13 protein-coding genes and 2 pseudogenes are annotated in these 15439 nt (G+C 60.6%); 8 read left to right on the top strand and 7 right to left on the bottom strand.

Annotated elements, in window-relative coordinates; genetic code table 11:
- The first annotated feature begins 67 nt into the window (after nucleotides 1-67).
- The gene (locus ACIOZM_RS05905) at nucleotides 68-1003 is read left to right on the top strand and encodes a LysR family transcriptional regulator (RefSeq protein ID WP_401210621.1); all 936 of its coding nucleotides are present in this window, start codon (nucleotides 68-70) and stop codon (nucleotides 1001-1003) included.
- A gap of 124 nt (nucleotides 1004-1127) precedes the next feature.
- Here the strand turns inward: ACIOZM_RS05905 and ACIOZM_RS05900 are convergent, their stop codons facing one another.
- From ACIOZM_RS05900 to ACIOZM_RS05890, 3 genes and pseudogenes are all read right to left on the bottom strand, one after another.
- A complete protein-coding gene (locus ACIOZM_RS05900) occupies nucleotides 1128-1832 on the bottom strand; it encodes a methyl-accepting chemotaxis protein (RefSeq protein WP_401210713.1) in 705 nt (234 codons plus the stop codon).
- Nucleotides 1833-2033: 201 nt separating this feature from the next.
- A pseudogene (locus tag ACIOZM_RS05895) lies at nucleotides 2034-2810 on the bottom strand (cache domain-containing protein); the annotation flags it as partial.
- A gap of 198 nt (nucleotides 2811-3008) precedes the next feature.
- Nucleotides 3009-4325 carry a Na+/H+ antiporter family protein gene (locus ACIOZM_RS05890; protein WP_401210618.1) on the bottom strand — a complete coding sequence of 439 codons (1317 nt, stop codon included), beginning with the start codon at nucleotides 4323-4325 and terminating at the stop codon, nucleotides 3009-3011.
- Nucleotides 4326-4740: 415 nt separating this feature from the next.
- Between ACIOZM_RS05890 and ACIOZM_RS05885 the strand changes: the two are divergent.
- Nucleotides 4741-6030, top strand: a pseudogene (locus tag ACIOZM_RS05885) (HAMP domain-containing protein); the annotation flags it as partial.
- 102 nt (nucleotides 6031-6132) lie between these two features.
- Nucleotides 6133-6888, top strand: a complete 756-nt coding sequence (locus ACIOZM_RS05880) for a methyl-accepting chemotaxis protein (protein ID WP_401210711.1) — start codon at nucleotides 6133-6135, stop codon at nucleotides 6886-6888.
- A 144-nt stretch (nucleotides 6889-7032) separates the two neighbouring features.
- On the opposite strand, the gene ACIOZM_RS05875 is transcribed toward ACIOZM_RS05880, so the two are convergent.
- From ACIOZM_RS05875 to ACIOZM_RS05860, 4 genes are read right to left on the bottom strand one after another with little or no spacing between them, the layout of a single operon-like run.
- The gene (locus ACIOZM_RS05875; RefSeq protein ID WP_401210615.1) at nucleotides 7033-8346 is read right to left on the bottom strand and encodes a sensor histidine kinase; all 1314 of its coding nucleotides are present in this window, start codon (nucleotides 8344-8346) and stop codon (nucleotides 7033-7035) included.
- Nucleotides 8343-9011: a response regulator transcription factor gene (locus ACIOZM_RS05870; protein ID WP_401210613.1), complete on the bottom strand. Its 669-nt coding sequence runs from the start codon at nucleotides 9009-9011 to the stop codon at nucleotides 8343-8345. The genes ACIOZM_RS05875 and ACIOZM_RS05870 overlap by 4 nt, the downstream gene beginning before the upstream one ends.
- Nucleotides 9012-9014: 3 nt before the next feature.
- Nucleotides 9015-9326, bottom strand: coding sequence for a PepSY domain-containing protein (locus tag ACIOZM_RS05865; protein ID WP_401210610.1), 312 nt, complete (start codon nucleotides 9324-9326; stop codon nucleotides 9015-9017).
- A complete protein-coding gene (locus ACIOZM_RS05860; RefSeq protein ID WP_401210608.1) occupies nucleotides 9326-9634 on the bottom strand; it encodes a PepSY domain-containing protein in 309 nt (102 codons plus the stop codon). Before ACIOZM_RS05860 ends, ACIOZM_RS05865 begins: the two co-directional genes overlap by 1 nt.
- Before the next feature lie 208 nt (nucleotides 9635-9842).
- Between ACIOZM_RS05860 and ACIOZM_RS05855 the strand changes: the two genes are divergently transcribed.
- The 5 genes from ACIOZM_RS05855 (at nucleotide 9843) to codA (ending at nucleotide 15150) form a co-directional block, all read left to right on the top strand.
- Nucleotides 9843-10922: a patatin-like phospholipase family protein gene (locus tag ACIOZM_RS05855; protein ID WP_401210606.1), complete on the top strand. Its 1080-nt coding sequence runs from the start codon at nucleotides 9843-9845 to the stop codon at nucleotides 10920-10922.
- Between the two features lie 85 nt (nucleotides 10923-11007).
- Nucleotides 11008-11364 (top strand): 6-carboxytetrahydropterin synthase QueD, encoded by a 357-nt coding sequence (queD, locus tag ACIOZM_RS05850; protein WP_007955941.1) that lies wholly within the window; start codon nucleotides 11008-11010, stop codon nucleotides 11362-11364.
- 208 nt (nucleotides 11365-11572) lie between these two features.
- Nucleotides 11573-12385: an alpha/beta fold hydrolase gene (locus ACIOZM_RS05845; protein ID WP_401210605.1), complete on the top strand. Its 813-nt coding sequence runs from the start codon at nucleotides 11573-11575 to the stop codon at nucleotides 12383-12385.
- 232 nt (nucleotides 12386-12617) lie between these two features.
- Complete coding sequence (codB, locus tag ACIOZM_RS05840; RefSeq protein ID WP_401210602.1) at nucleotides 12618-13889, top strand: cytosine permease; 1272 nt, start codon at nucleotides 12618-12620, stop codon at nucleotides 13887-13889.
- A 13-nt stretch (nucleotides 13890-13902) separates the two neighbouring features.
- Nucleotides 13903-15150, top strand: a complete 1248-nt coding sequence (gene codA, locus ACIOZM_RS05835) for a cytosine deaminase (protein WP_401210599.1) — start codon at nucleotides 13903-13905, stop codon at nucleotides 15148-15150.
- Nucleotides 15151-15439 lie beyond the last annotated feature (289 nt).

Here is a 15439-nt window from a genome sequence, read left to right as displayed (position 1 = left end):
CGCAGCTGTGCGATAAATGGGAGCATCCGGACAACACTTTTGCGCAACTCGCACAGCAGGATCGATCATGCACGGGCTCAACGAACTGGGATTCAAGGCGCTAAGGCTGTTTGTGGCCGTGCTCGACCACGGCAGTTTTTCCGAAGTCGCCCGCCGCGAAGGCGTGGCGCCCTCCTCGATTTCCCGGCAGATCCAGTTGATGGAACAGGCGCTGAATCAGCAATTGCTCTACCGCCACACCCGCGCAGTCACGCCGACCGAAGCCGGACGAATGCTCGGCCACCATGCGCGACTGGTACTGGTGCAACTGGAAGAAGCCGAACAGGCGTTGCAAGAACAGCAAAGCGAACCCACCGGTCTGGTGCGGATCAACGCCCCGGTGGTGTTCGGCCAACGGCATCTGACGCCGTGGCTGGGCCAATTGTGTGAGCGCTATCCGAAACTGCAACTGGATATCCAGCAGACCGACCACTACGTCGACCCGTTGCAGGAAGGCGCGGACTTGCTGTTTCGTATCGGCCCGCTGCATGACTCCAGCATGCAGGCGCGAATTCTCGCGCCACACCGCTTTCAGGTCGCCGCCAGCCCGGCGTATCTGCAACGCCACGGCACGCCGCAACATCCCGAAGATCTGGCGCAGCATCAGTGCCTGGCCTACAAAGGCGCGACCGGCCAGCAACGCTGGTTTTTCCGCCGCGAGCAACAGGACTGGACGCCGTATTCGGTTAAGGGCCCTATCACCGGCAACCACGCCGACACCCTCACACAAGCCGCCGTGCAGGGCCTGGGGCTGGTGATGTTTCCGTCGTGGCTGATTGGTGAAGCGGTACGTGAAGGCACGCTGGTGCCGGTGTTGCGGGAATATCAAGTGTCGAACAGCGTAGAGCCGCAGCAGATTGCGGTGCTGTGGCCGGGGAGCCGGCGGCTCTCGGTGAAGGTGCGGACAGTGATCGATTTCTACATCGAATGCTTCGGGGTCATCCCCTACTGGGACAGACCGTGAGCCTGAGCACAATCCCTGTAGGAGCTCACGAGTGAAACGAGGCAGCGATCTTTTGATCTTGTTTTGAAGCGAAGTCAAAAGATCGCAGCGTGCCGCAGCTCCTACAGGGGTTGTGCGGTGTTCTTTAGATGCGGAACTGACCTACTAGCTGACCAAGCCGCTGCCCCAGATCCGCCAGACTGCGCGACGTCTGCGCCCCCAACTGCGTTTCATCCGCGACGTTATCCACCGCCACAGCAATCTGATGCACGCTGCGGTTGATCTCTTCCGCCACCGCCGTCTGCTCTTCCGCTGCACTGGCAATCTGGGCGTTCATCGAGTTGATGGTGGCGATCAGATTGGCCATCGCATCCAGCGACGCGCCAGCCTGATTGGCCTGCGCCGAAGTGCCGTCGCCCGCTTCGCTGGAGCGACGCATCGCTTCCACCGCCGACTGTGTACCGGCCTGCAAGCGATCGATCATCCCCTGAATTTCCTGAGTGCTGATCTGCGTGCGGCTGGCCAGCGCGCGTACTTCATCGGCAACCACGGCAAACCCGCGCCCGGCCTCACCGGCTCGTGCCGCTTCAATCGCGGCGTTCAGCGCCAGCAGGTTGGTCTGCTCGGCAATCGAACGAATCACCCCGAGCACGCCGACAATCGAAGTCACGTCCTGTTGCAGGCTGTCGAGGGACACGCCGCTGCTGCGAATATCATCCACCAACGCATGAATCTGTTTGATGCTGCCGGCCACCACACGTTTGGCGCTCTGGCCTTCTTCGTCGGTCTGCTGCGCAGCGACCGCAGCGTTCTGCGCGCTTTTGGCGACTTCCTGGGCGGCGGCGGACATTTCGTTGATCGCCGTGGCGACCTGATCGGTCTCGTGACGCTGACGCTCCATCGCCTTGTCCGAGCGCTGCGCCTGATCGGAGACTTGCGTCACCAGACCGGTCAACTGCGTGGTCATCTCGGTAATCTGCCGCACCAGACCATGGATCTTGTCGACGAAGCGGTTGAACGAGCCGGCCAGTTCGCCGAGTTCATCCTGACTGGTGATGTTCAGTCGGCGAGTCAAATCGCCCTCACCGGCAGCAATGTCGTCGAGGTTGGCTTTCATCAGGGTCAGCGGCCGCAGAATGGTGTTGGCGAGGATCATGCCCGCCGCCGCGATTATCAGCAGCACCACCACCGCCACGCCGACGATGCTGAGGATCACGCCTTGCACGCGCTCCTGCACCTGCGCCTCGACCACCGCGACTTGCGCTTCGATGCCGTCGAGGTTGACCGAAGTACCGACCGCCATGTCCCACTTCGCCAGGTATTCGGTGTAACCGAGTTTCGGCACCTGCACCTGGGCATTGCCCGGCAGCGGCGAGCTGTATTGCAGATAGTGGGTGCCATCCTTCGCCACTTTTACCAGGCCGAGGTTGACGTAGACGCCGTTCGAATCGCGATTGTCTTTGAAGCTTTTGCCCACGCCGTCAGGGTCGTTGGCCTTGAACAGGCGCACGGTCTCGGAGTCGTAACCGAAGAAGTAGCCGTCCTTGCCGTAGCGAATTCCCGACAGCAACTTGATCCCCTGCGCCCGCGCATCGGCGTCGCCGGGAGCGGCGGCGTCGTACAAAGGTTTGATCGTGGTCATGGCCACGGCAACATAGCTTTGCAGGGTGGCTTTGGCGTCGTTGAGCAGACGTTCGCGGGTCTGTTCGACTTCCTTGTGTGCCTGCTCTTGCAGGATGAACAGCGTGGTCAGGCTGATGACCACGGCAAAAAGCAAGACCGGAAGGACGGCAAGGGACAGGACTTTAGCCTTGAGACTCAGGCGCATTGGGGGCTCACTCTTTTGGTTTTATTGGGCGTGCTTAAAGGCTTTAACGGCACGCGAAACCAAAAGTTGAGCCAAGGATTCAACCCCGCCCCTGTGGGAGCCAGCCTGCTGGCGATTGCGATGTATCAGTCACCAGATGTTCTGACTGGTTTGACGCTATCGCTAGCAGGCTAGCTCCCACAGGGGATCAGTGCGGTATCAGAGGACCATTGCGGCCACCCAGCCGAATGCCAGCAGCGGCAGGTTGTAGTGCAGGAACGTCGGCACCACGGTGTCCCAGATATGGTGATGCTGACCGTCGATGTTCAAACCGGAAGTCGGGCCGAGCGTCGAATCCGAGGCCGGCGAACCGGCATCGCCCAGCGCCCCGGCAGTGCCGACGATGCAGACGATCGCCATCGGACTGAAACCCAGTTGCACGCACAGCGGCACAAAAATCGCCGCCAGAATCGGCACGGTGGAAAACGACGAGCCGATGCCCATGGTCACCAGCAACCCTACCAGCAGCATCAACAGTGCGCCGACGCCTTTGCTGTGATTGATCCACGATGCCGACGATTCGACCAGCGTCTGTACTTCGCCGGTGGCCTTCATCACTTCGGCGAAACCGGAGGCGGCGATCATGATGAAGCCGATCATCGCCATCATCTTCATGCCTTCAGTGAACAGGTCATCGGTTTCACGCCACTTGACCACACCCGACACCGAGAAGATCAGAAAACCGGCCAATGCCCCGATAATCATCGAGTCCAGCAACAACTGAACGATGAACGCACAGGCAATCGCCAGACCGGCGATCAACAGGCTCAGCGGGTTGTACTGCACCGCGACTTGCTCAACCTGTTCGATCTTCGACAGGTCATAGACGCGCTTCTTGCGATAGCTGAAGAACGCAATCGCCAGCCCCGTCATCATCCCCAGCGCCGGAATACCCATGGCGTGGGTGACATTGATACCGCTGATGTCAACGCCACTGCGGGCAACGTTGGCCAGCAGGATTTCATTGAGGAAGATGTTGCCGAAACCCACCGGCAGGAACATGTACGGCGTGATCAGACCGAACGTCATCACGCAGGCAATCAACCGACGGTCGAGTTGCAGCTTGGTCAGTACATATAGAAGTGGCGGCACCAGCAACGGAATGAACGCAATGTGAATCGGGATGATGTTCTGCGAGGCAATCGCCACCACCCACAGCAGGCCGATCAACAACCATTTGACGCTGCCACCGCCCGTTGCGTGTTGACGATCAACCATCACCAGCGCTTTGTCGGCCAGGGCATGCGCGAGTCCGGACTTTGCTATCGCCACGGCGAAAGCGCCGAGCAAGGCGTAGGACAACGCCACGGTAGCACCGCCACCCAGGCCGCTGTTGAACGCCTTCAGGGTGGCGTCGATGCCCAGACCACCGGTCAGGCCACCCACCAGCGCGCCGACGATCAAAGCGATCACCACATGCACGCGGGACAGGCTGAGGATCAGCATGACGCCGACCGCAGCAATCACTGCATTCATTTCGTTACCTCAAAAACACTGCGATGAAGTTTTCACCGCCAGACAGAATGAGTCCGCCAGAACATCATCGGCGGATTTGCAAAGAGGGTCTTATTAGAAGGGCGCGCACTGTGCCGCAGAGTGGACGCGGTGTCAAAGCGACTGCCTGATACCTGCATGGCGAATGTCCATTGTGGCGAGGGGATTTATCCCCGTTGGGTGGCAAAGCCGCCCCATTCAGATCGTCCAGGAAAATCAAACAGGCAGGTTTTGCGACTGCTTCGCAGCCGATCGGGGATAAATCCCCTCGCCACGGAAAGCGCTCAGCACTGCAAAGTGCGGCAATTCGCCTTATTGTGTTTCAAGGATAAAGAATGCCGAAACGCGGCCGTTACAGTGCAAAGTCTCAGATATTTATCGAATAAGGACGCTCTCCATGTCGCTCAGACAACTTTCCATCCAATGGAAAATCACCCTGCTCGCCGGGCTGTGCCTGGCCGGCATCGTGACCCTGCTGGTGGGTCTTTCGCTGTATCGCATGGAGCACAGTTCTGAACTGGTGAAAGCTTCGAGCATGGAAATGCTCACCGAATCGGCCCAGTCGCGCATCGAATCCCAAGGCGAGGTGCAGGCCCTCGGCATTCGTCAGCAGTTCATGGATGCCTATCAATACGGCCACGGCTTCTCGCGCCAGGTGCTGTTCTTGCGTGAACAGGCTGAAAAACGCTTCCTCGACGCCTTCGATCTGCGCGAAGACATGACCCGTCAGGTGAAGTCGGCGCTGCAAGCCAACCCTGACCTGCTCGGTTTGTCGCTGGTGTTCGAAGCCAACGCACTGGATGGCAAGGATGAACTGTTCGCCGGTCAGGCTGAACTCGGTAGCAACGACAAGGGCCGTTTTGCCCTGTACTGGTCACAGCCGACCCCGGGCAAAGTCACCTCTATGGCGCTGCCGGAAAGCGACATGGCCGATACCAGCACCGGCCCCAGCGGTCAGGCGGCCAACGCCTGGTTCACCTGCCCGCGCACCACGCTCAAGCCGTGCGTGATCGAGCCGTACTTCTATGTGATCGACGGCCAGAGGGTGCTGATGACCAGCATCGTCTTCCCGCTGATGGTCAACGGCAAAGTCATCGCCTCGCTGTCGGTGGACATCAACCTCAACAGCCTGCAAGCGGTCAGCCAGAACGCCAGCAAAAAGCTCTATGACGGTCAGACCGCCGTGAGCATCGTCAGTCCCGCTGGCCTGCTCGCCGGTTACAGTCCGGACGCCGGCAAACTCAGCCAGCGTCTGGATGCCGTGGACAAAACCAGCGGTGCCGAACTGTTGCGCCTGCTCGCCAACAGCAGCCAGGTCAGCAGTCTGCACAGCAATGACCAGTTGAAAGTGCTGTCGCCATTCCAGCCGATTCCCGGTGGTCCGTCGTGGGGCGTATTGCTCGACGTGCCGGAACACGTCCTCGTCGCGCGAGCCGAAGCGCTCAAACAACAACTGGACGCCAGCAACAACGCCGGCACGTTGATGGAACTGGGCCTCGGCGCCATCGCGGCGTTGATCGGCCTGTTGCTGGTGTGGCTGATGGCGCGCAGCGTGACCAATCCGATCCTCGGCGTGGCGCACATGCTCGAAGACATCGCCAGTGGCGAAGGCGACCTGACCCGTCGTCTGGCGTACGACAAAAAGGATGAACTCGGTCAATTGGCCGGTTGGTTCAACCGTTTCCTCGACAAGCTGCAACCGATCATTGCCGAAGTGAAACGCTCGGTGCAGGACGCGCGCAACACCGCCGACCAATCCTCGGCCATCGCCACCCAGACCAGCGCCGGCATGGAGCAGCAATACCGTCAGGTCGATCAGGTTGCGACTGCGTCCCACGAAATGAGCGCCACCGCCCAGGACGTCGCTCGCAGTGCCGCGCAGGCCGCCGAAGCCGCGAAGGACGCCGACCGCGCTACCCGTCAGGGCCTGACCGTGATCGACCGCACCACCGCCAGTATCGACACCCTCGCCGCCGACATGAGCGCGGCAATGGTTCAGGTCGAAGGCCTGGCCGCCAATAGCGAGAAGATCGGCGCGGTGCTGGAAACCATCCGCGCCATCGCCGAACAGACCAATTTGCTGGCGCTCAATGCTGCCATCGAAGCGGCGCGTGCCGGTGAAGCCGGACGCGGGTTTGCGGTGGTCGCCGACGAAGTGCGCAACCTCGCCCGCCGCACGCAAGAGTCGGTGGAAGAAACCCGTCAGGTGATCGAGCAGTTGCAGAGCGGCACGCAGGATGTGGTCGGTTCGATGGGCAACAGCCATCGTCAGGCCCAAGGCAGTGTCGAGCAGGTTGGCCAGGCCGTGACGGCGTTGCGTCAGATTGGCGACGCGGTGACGGTGATCAGCGACATGAACCTGCAAATCGCCAGTGCGGCGGAAGAGCAGAGTGCGGTGGCTGAGGAGATCAACAGCAACGTGGCGACCATTCGTGATGTGACGGAGTCATTGTCTGAGCAGGCGAACGAGTCGGCGCGGGTGAGCCAGTCGCTCAATAGTCTGGCGAATCAGCAGCAGAGCCTGATGGATCAGTTCCGGGTTTGATGCGAAACGCCCGCTCACCACAAATCCCTGTGGGAGCGGGCTTGCCCGCGATGGCGGTGTGTCAGACACACAAATGTTGAATGTACTGACGCCATCGCGGGCAAGCCCGCTCCCACAGGTTATGCAGTGACCTTGGGATCGATGCTAGCGCCGAGGCAACTCGATCACCACTTTCAACCCGCCCCACTCGCTCTCGCCCAGCACCAGCAATCCGCCCCACGTATCGACAATATCCCGCACAATCCCCAACCCCAATCCATGCCCATGGGTCTGCTCATCCAGCCGCGTCCCTCGGCTGAATACCTGAGCGCGTTGCTCTTCAGGAATCCCCGGCCCGTCATCTTCCACGCTCAGGGCGAAACCGTCAGTGCGCTCAATCACGCTCAAGCGCACTTCGGCATCTGCCCATTTGCAGGCGTTGTCCAGCAAGTTGCCGAGCAACTCCAGCAAGTCTTCTCGATCCCAAGGCAGTTGCAGCCCCGGTGGCGACACATAACTCAACGCCAGATGTTCGCCGTGGATCATGTTCAGCGTCGCCAGCAAACCCGGCAGTTCCGCATCGCAATCAAACAGCGCACCCGGCAATGCATCGCCGGACAACCGCGCACGGTTGAGTTCGCGATTGAGCCGCTGCTGCACCTGCTCCAGTTGCTCTTTAAGGATTTTGCGCAATTGCGGATGGGCATCGAGCTGTTCGCTGGACGCCAGACTCAACAGCACTGCCAACGGCGTCTTCAATGCATGCCCCAGATTGCCCAGGGCATTGCGCGAGCGCTTGAGGCTGTCTTCGGTGTGCGCCAGCAAATGGTTGATCTGCGCCACCAACGGTTCCAGTTCCACCGGCACTTGATCGTCGAGTTGCGAACGCTGGCCTTGTTGCAGCTGGGCGATCTGCTCGCGGGCCTTTTCCAGCGGGCGCAAGGCGCGGCGCACGGTGATCCGCTGCAGCAGCAAAATCAGCAGCAGACCGGCCAGCCCAAGGCCCAGCCCGATCTGACGCATGCGCTGAAAACTCTCGCGCACCGGCGTGTAATCCTGAGCGACGCTGATCGAGATCGACTGGCCCAGCCGTTTGTAATCCGAACGCAGCACCAGCAATTGCTGGCCATCCGGGCCCAGTTGCAGGTTGCTGTGCAAACCCGGTTGTTCCAGTAGCGGCAAGTCCTGATCCCACAACGAGCGGGAGCGCCAATGGCTCTCGGCGAAATCGATGCGGAAGTAATGCCCGGAAAATGGCCGCTGATAGGCCGGCGACAGATGCCGTTCATCCAGTTGCAAACCCTGCGGGCCACGCACCAGCGCCACCAACAGGCTTTCGCTGTCGTTGCGCAGTCCGGCTTCGAGGTAGCGCTGCAAACCCATTTCGAACAACCACAGACTGGTTTGCGCCAGCACCAGGCCGACGATCACCATCACGCTGATCAAACCGAGGCTCAAGCGGCGCTGGATCGACCTCACTGCGCTTGCCCGCCGAACAGGTAACCCTGACCGCGCCGGGTTTCAATCACACTTTTGCCGAGCTTGCGCCGCAGGTGATTGACGTGGACTTCGAGGACGTTGGAGTCACGCTCGGTTTCGCCGTCGTAGAGGTGTTCGGCGAGGTGACTTTTCGACAGGATCTGCTCGGGGTGCAGCATGAAATAACGCAGCAGGCGGAATTCGGCAGCGGTCAGTTGAATGTCGGCACCGTCGCGAGTAACGCACTGGCGACCCTCGTCCAGATGCAGACCGGCAGCCTTGAGCGTCGGCTGATTGGCCTGGCCCTTCGACCGGCGCAACAACGACTGCACCCGCAGGTGCAGCTCTTCGGGGTGGAATGGTTTGGTCAGGTAATCGTCGGCGCCTGCCTTGAGGCCTTCGATGCGCTCGGCCCAGGAATCGCGAGCGGTGAGGATCAGCACCGGGATCGCCAACCCACCGGCCCGCCATTGCGCCAGCACTTCAAGCCCGGGAATACCCGGCAGGCCGAGGTCGAGAATGATCAGGTCATAAGGCTCGCTGCTGCCCTGATGGGCCGCGTCGCGCCCGTCCGCCAGCCAGTCCACCGCATAACCCTGACGCTGCAGGCCGGCGAGCAGTTCGTCGGCCAGCGGTACGTGGTCTTCCACCAGAAGCAAACGCATCGATCAATCTTCCTTGTCTTTCAGTAATTCACCGGTATCGGCCTTCAGATGCAGCTCACGCGCCACACCTTCGACGGTCAGCAACTCGACTTCATAAACGTAGACGTCGTGCTTTTCTTCCAGCTCGACTTCCAGCAGTTTGGCGCCGGGATAGCGATCCAGTGCCTGTTGCAGCACTTGCTCCAGCGGCAGGATCACCCCCTGCTGACGCAGGCGCAGGGCTTCGTCCTGATCGAGGTCACGAGCCAGCGCCGTCGAGCAGACAATCACGAGCGCCAGCGCAGTCCGACTGGTGACGCGAACAATAACCTTCATTACGTATCCTGATGATCCTTGAGCACTTGCCCGCTGACCGCATCTAATTCCAGATCCCAATCCAGCCCCTGCGGGTCGCGCAGTTCAATCTGGTAGATGTACTTGCCGTACTGTTCTTCCAGTTCGGTATCGGTGATCTTCGAGCCGGGATGTCGGGTCAGCGCCGTGGCATTGAGCTTCTCGAAAGACACGATAGTACCAGCGTCGCGCAGGCGCAGGGCTTCGTCGGGGCCAAGATCACGGGCATGGGCGATGCTGGCGGTCAGGCCGATGATCGCGGCGATGCACAGGGCAGTCAGGGTTTTCATGGGTGTCTCCGTATTTTTATGTGTTGCTACGGCCGGCACCTTAACGATTTGAACTTAACTGAAACTGAATGGCCATCATTGCTTCCCTGTAGGAGTGAGCCTGCTCGCGATGACGGTCTGTCAGACACATTGATGTTGAATGTGTCGACGCTATCGCGAGCAGGCTCACTCCTACATAATGCTTCGCTTGCTAACGATCGAGACCGGTATGACCGCCATTCACATCAAGTTCCCTGCCCTCACCCTCAAGGCCGGTCCGCGTGCGATGGCGCGCATCCGTGCTGAAGGCCTGAACGCCATCGATGTCGGCACCCTGCCCGGTGCGGCCGGCGGCCCGAAAGCATTGGGGATTCAGGGGCTGGATCTGGCGCTGTTCGGCGAATGGCTGCCGACGGCGCCGCGTGAGCGCTCGCTGATCGGCGCCTCGGTCGGTTCCTGGCGCTTCGCCAGCGCCTGTCTGCCGGATGCCGCTGAAGGCATCCGCCGCCTCGGGCATCTGTACACCGAGCAGAATTTCAACAAAGGCGTGACCATGGCCGAGATCAGCCAGAGCTCGCAGCGCATGCTCAATGATCTGCTCGACGGCCGCGACGCCAGCATCCTCAACAACGCCAATTACCGCTTGAACATCATGGTGGTCAAAAGCCACGGGCGTCTGGCGGACGATCATCGTGGCCGGCTCGGCTTGGCGCTGGGTTCGGTGATCGCCGACAACCTGCGCGGCCGCGCACGGCTGTCGCGGCACTTCGAACGGCTGATCATCCACGATCCGCGTCTGGCGCCTCCGGTCCACGCGCTCAACGATTTCCCGTCGCGCTTCGTTGCGCTTGATGCCAATAACCTGCGCCAGGCATTGCTGGCCTCGGGGTCGATCCCGATGGTCATGGAAGGTGTGCGCGACCTGCCGGGTGCCGGTGCCGGCACGTTCCGCGATGGCGGCCTGCTCGACTATCACCTCGATCTGCCTTACAGCGGCGACGGTATCGTGCTTTATCCGCACTTCACCGACCGGGTGATTCCGGGCTGGTTCGACAAGACCCTGCCATGGCGCCGCGCCTCGGTAGAACGCTTGCAGGACGTGCTGCTGCTCGCGCCGTCGAAGGAATATCTGGCACGCCTGCCCTTCGGCAAACTGCCCGACCGGAATGACTTCAAACGCTTCATGGGCGATGCGTCGGCCCGACAGAAATACTGGCGCGCGGCGATGGACGAGAGCCGGCGCCTGGGCGACGAGTTTCTCGAACTGACTGCCAACGGTCGCCTCGCCGAGCGCTTGCTGACCCTTTAGTCAGCACGGCCAAACACAAGCTGGTAAACTCGCCGCCTGCCCGAATCGCTGCGGCGAACGCCACCTGAACAGAGCCGAAAACACTGTGGAAATCTTCAAGGAATTTACTTTCGAATCCGCCCACCGCCTGCCGCACGTACCGGACGGCCACAAGTGCGGGCGTCTGCACGGCCACTCGTTCAAAGTGGCGATTCACCTGAGCGGCGACCTCGATCCGCACACTGGCTGGATTCGTGACTTCTCGGAAATCAAGGCGATCTTCAAGCCGCTGTACGAGCGTCTGGATCACAACTACCTGAACGACATTCCCGGTCTGGAAAACCCGACCAGCGAAGTGCTGGCCAAGTTCATCTGGAATGAACTGAAGCCACTGCTGCCGGAACTCAGCGCGATCCGCATCCACGAGACCTGCACTAGCGGTTGCATCTATCGCGGTGAGTGATCCCGAACCACATAAATCCCATTGTGGGAGCTAGCCTGCTAGCGATGAAGGCGTGTCAGTCGGTATTTGCACTGGCTGACCCAGCTCTATCGCCAGCAGGCTGGCTCCCACAGGGTTCTGTGTTTGTGCAGGAAAATAAAGAACAGCCTTCACGGCTGTTTTTTTATGCCTATGCTTTTTGGCTCAAACCCGCCAAGAGCACAGGCCGATGACTGACTGGCTGCTGGATCAAATCTTCGACTTCAACGGGCACCCGGTGCGCCATGCCGTGCGCGGCGACGGCCCACCGCTGGTGTTCGTGCACGGCACACCCTTCTCGTCTTACGTGTGGCACCGCATCGCGCTGTACTTTTTCGCCACGCACCGGGTGCATTATTTCGATCTGCTGGGCTATGGCCGCTCCGCACAACCCGACGCCGATGTGTCCCTTGGCGTGCAAAATCTGTTGCTGGCGCAATTGCTCGATCATTGGAATATCGAGCGCCCGGACGTCGTCGCCCACGACTTCGGCGGCGCCACCGCCCTGCGCACGCACCTGCTCAACGGCAAGGATTACCGCAGCCTGACGCTGATCGACCCGGTCGCGCTCGCCCCTTGGGGCTCGCCATTCGTACAGCATGTGCGCCAGCATGAAGCAGCGTTCAGCGGACTGCCCGACTACATCCAGCGAGCGATTGTGCCGACCTATATTCGCGGGGCGATTCACCGCGAGATACCTGACGCCGAGCTGGCGCCCTATGTGCAACCGTGGATTGGCGAACCCGGGCAAGCGGCGTTCTATCGTCAGATCGCGCAGATGGATGAGTGCTTTACTCGCGAGGTGGAAGGCCTCTACCCGACAATCCGCTGCCCGGTGCAGATTCTCTGGGGTGAACAGGATCAATGGATTCCCATCGAACGCGGCCGCGTATTGCACCAGATGATTCCGGGCTCACAGTTCCACTCGATCCCGAGCGCCGGACATCTGGTCCAGGAAGACGCCCCCGAAGCCATCGTCGCCGCCCTCCTGCGATTCCTCTAACCCACCGCAATCCCGTGTAGGAGCTGCCGAAGGCTGCGATCTTTTGATCTTGTTTTTTTCAGATCAAAAGATCGCAGCCTTCGGCAGCTCCTACATTGGGCTTCGGTGTGTTCAGGCGCACCCTTTTCGTGCCGATCCTCACGACTCGTCTATACATAACCTCGCGAATCCGTGACTGGCACGACCACTGCAACCCTTCCCGCGTCCTCCCCTTTTCAGCAAGGAACGCCCCATGACGCAGAACGATCCCGGCAACGATTACCCCTTGAGCGAAGTGCCGATGCACGCGCGCAAGGGCCTGGCTTCCACGGCGATGGTGCTGCTGGGGTTCACCCTTTTTACTGCGACCATGTTTGCCGGCGGCAAGCTGGGAGTGGCATTCAGTTTCAGCGAGATGCTCGCGGTGATCGTCGTCGGCAATCTGCTGTTGGGGCTGTACGCGGCGGGGCTCGGTTACATCGCGTTCAAGAGCGGCCTCAACTCGGTGTTGATGGGGCGTTTCTGTTTTGGTGAAGTCGGCAGCAAGCTCAGCGACCTGATTCTCGGTTTCACCCAGATCGGCTGGTACGCCTGGGGCACGGCGACCGCTGCGGTGGTGCTCGGCAAATATTTCGAGCTGGATCAAGGCACGGTGCTCGGCTTGATGGTGCTGTTCGGCCTGATGTTCTGCGCCACGGCATATGTCGGTTATCGTGGGCTGGAGATTCTGTCGTACATCGCAGTCCCGGCGATGATGTTGCTGCTGATGCTGTCGATGTGGGTCGCAACGGTAAAGGTCGGCGGATTCGAGGGATTGCTGAGCGTGATGCCCAGCGGTTCGATGGACTGGTCGACCGCGATCACTCTGGTGTTCGGCACCTTCGTCAGCGGCGCGACCCAGGCCACCAACTGGACGCGTTTCTCGCGCTCGGCCAAGGTTGCGGTACTGGCCAGCCTGATCGGTTTCTTCATCGGCAATGGCCTGATGGTGTTGATCGGAGCCTACGGCGCCATCGTCTACCAGCAACCGGACGTGGTCGAAGTGCTGCTGTTGCAAGGCTTCGCCATGGCCGCGATGGCGATGCTGTTGCTGAATATCTGGAGCACCCAGGACAACACCATCTACAACTTCGCCGTCGCCGGCTGCAATCTGCTGCGCACCAATCGCCGCAAGACCGTGACCCTCGCCGGCGCGGTGATCGGCACCCTGCTCGCATTGCTCGGCATGTACGACATGCTGGTGCCGTATCTGATTCTGCTTGGCACGGTGATTCCGCCCATCGGTGGCGTGATCATGGCCGACTTTTTCTTCCGCTGGCGCGGCCGTTACCCGCGACTGGCCGACGCACGGCTGCCGGCCTTCAACTGGCCGGGACTCGGCGCTTACGCAGTCGGCACCCTTGCCGCATTCAGCTCGCCATGGGTCGCGCCGCTGGTAGGGATTGCCGCTGCCGCGCTAACGTATGTCATCGTCACCGGCGTGCTCGGCGCCCGCAGCGCTGACGCACCACTACAAGATCTATAAAAGGATTTGCCTGATGCACATCATCAACGCCCGCCTGCGCAATCAGGACGGCCTGCACCAATTGCACCTCGAAGACGGTCTGATCCGCAGCATCGCCCGTCAGACCGAAGCCCCGAACCTGGGGCCTGACGACCTCGATGCCGGTGGCAATCTGGTGGTGCCGCCCTTCGTCGAACCGCACATTCACCTTGATGCCACGCTGACCGCCGGCGAGCCGCGCTGGAACATGAGCGGTACGCTGTTCGAAGGCATCGAATGCTGGGGCGAACGCAAGGTCACCATCACCGAAGAAGACACCAAGACCCGCGCCAAGAAAACCATTCAAACGCTGGCGGCCCATGGCATCCAGCATGTGCGCACCCACGTTGACGTCACCGACCCGAGCCTCACTGCGCTCAAGGCAATGCTCGAAGTGCGCGAAGAAAGCCGTCACCTGATCGACCTGCAAATCGTCGCGTTCCCGCAGGAAGGCATCGAGTCGTTCCGCAATGGCCGCGAGCTGATGGAAGAGTCGATCCGCATGGGTGCGGACGTGGTCGGCGGCATCCCGCACTTCGAGTACACCCGGGATCAGGGCGTCAGCTCAGTGAAGTTTCTGATGGACCTGGCCGAGCGCACCGGTTGCCTGGTGGACGTGCATTGCGATGAAACCGATGACCCGCATTCACGCTTTCTCGAAGTGCTCGCCGAAGAAGCACGTAGCCGCGACATGGGCGCCCTCGTCACCGCCAGCCACACCACGGCGATGGGCTCTTACGACAACGCCTACTGCGCCAAACTGTTCCGCCTGCTCGGGCATTCGGGGATCAGTTTTGTCTCGTGCCCGACCGAAAGCATTCACCTGCAAGGACGCTTCGACAACTTCCCGAAACGCCGTGGCGTGACCCGGGTCAACGAGTTGCTGGAAGCCGGAATGAACGTGTGTTTTGGCCAGGACTCGATTGTCGATCCGTGGTATCCGCTGGGCAACGGCAACATCCTGCGGGTGCTTGAAGCCGGTTTGCACATCTGTCACATGCTCGGTTACCGCAACCTGCAAAGTGCGCTGGATCTGGTCACCGACAACAGCGCCAAAGCGATGAATCTGGGTGAGCGTTATGGTCTGGAACAGGGGCGTCCGGCGAATCTGTTGATCCTGTCGGCGGACAGCGATTACGAAGTCATCCGCAGCCAGGGCTTGCCGCTGTACTCGATTCGCGCAGGTAAAGTACTGATGAAGCGGCAGATGCCGGTGGTGGAGTTCAGCGCTGACCTGAACTGAGATTGTTGTTGAAACTGCTGGCCCCTTCGCTGGCAGGCCAGCTCCCACAGTGATTGGTGTTGTGCAGATGATTTGAGGCAACTCACAAAACCTGTGGGAGCGAGCCTGCTCGCGATAGCGTCGTGTCAGTCAACACATCTGGTGCCTGACACACCGCTTTCGCTGGCAAGCCAGCTCCCACGGGGATTGCGCAGTGCAGATGATTTGAGGCCACTCACAAAACCTGTGGGAGCGAGCCTGCTCGCGATAGCGTGGTGTCAGTCAACACATCTGGAGCCTGACACACCGC

It is taken from the genome of Pseudomonas sp. NPDC087346 (assembly GCF_044744235.1).
Taxonomy (GTDB): Bacteria; Pseudomonadota; Gammaproteobacteria; order Pseudomonadales; family Pseudomonadaceae; genus Aquipseudomonas.
The sequence above is the reverse complement of the archived record's forward strand: the minus strand, read 5'-3'. Positions and strand labels throughout refer to the sequence as shown.

Excerpts from the sequence above, each read along its gene's own strand:
- ACIOZM_RS05905 (WP_401210621.1), top strand. The coding sequence starts at position 68 with ATGCACGGGCTCAACGAACTGGGATTCAAGGCGCTAAGGCTGTTTGTG.
- ACIOZM_RS05900 (WP_401210713.1), bottom strand. The coding sequence starts at position 1,832 with ATGTCCGCCGCCGCCCAGGAAGTCGCCAAAAGCGCGCAGAACGCTGCG.
- ACIOZM_RS05890 (WP_401210618.1), bottom strand. The coding sequence starts at position 4,325 with ATGAATGCAGTGATTGCTGCGGTCGGCGTCATGCTGATCCTCAGCCTG.
- ACIOZM_RS05880 (WP_401210711.1), top strand. The coding sequence starts at position 6,133 with ATGGAGCAGCAATACCGTCAGGTCGATCAGGTTGCGACTGCGTCCCAC.
- ACIOZM_RS05870 (WP_401210613.1), bottom strand. The coding sequence starts at position 9,011 with ATGCGTTTGCTTCTGGTGGAAGACCACGTACCGCTGGCCGACGAACTG.
- ACIOZM_RS05865 (WP_401210610.1), bottom strand. The coding sequence starts at position 9,326 with ATGAAGGTTATTGTTCGCGTCACCAGTCGGACTGCGCTGGCGCTCGTG.
- ACIOZM_RS05860 (WP_401210608.1), bottom strand. The coding sequence starts at position 9,634 with ATGAAAACCCTGACTGCCCTGTGCATCGCCGCGATCATCGGCCTGACC.
- ACIOZM_RS05855 (WP_401210606.1), top strand. The coding sequence starts at position 9,843 with ATGACCGCCATTCACATCAAGTTCCCTGCCCTCACCCTCAAGGCCGGT.
- ACIOZM_RS05845 (WP_401210605.1), top strand. The coding sequence starts at position 11,573 with ATGACTGACTGGCTGCTGGATCAAATCTTCGACTTCAACGGGCACCCG.
- codB (WP_401210602.1), top strand. The coding sequence starts at position 12,618 with ATGACGCAGAACGATCCCGGCAACGATTACCCCTTGAGCGAAGTGCCG.
- codA (WP_401210599.1), top strand. The coding sequence starts at position 13,903 with ATGCACATCATCAACGCCCGCCTGCGCAATCAGGACGGCCTGCACCAA.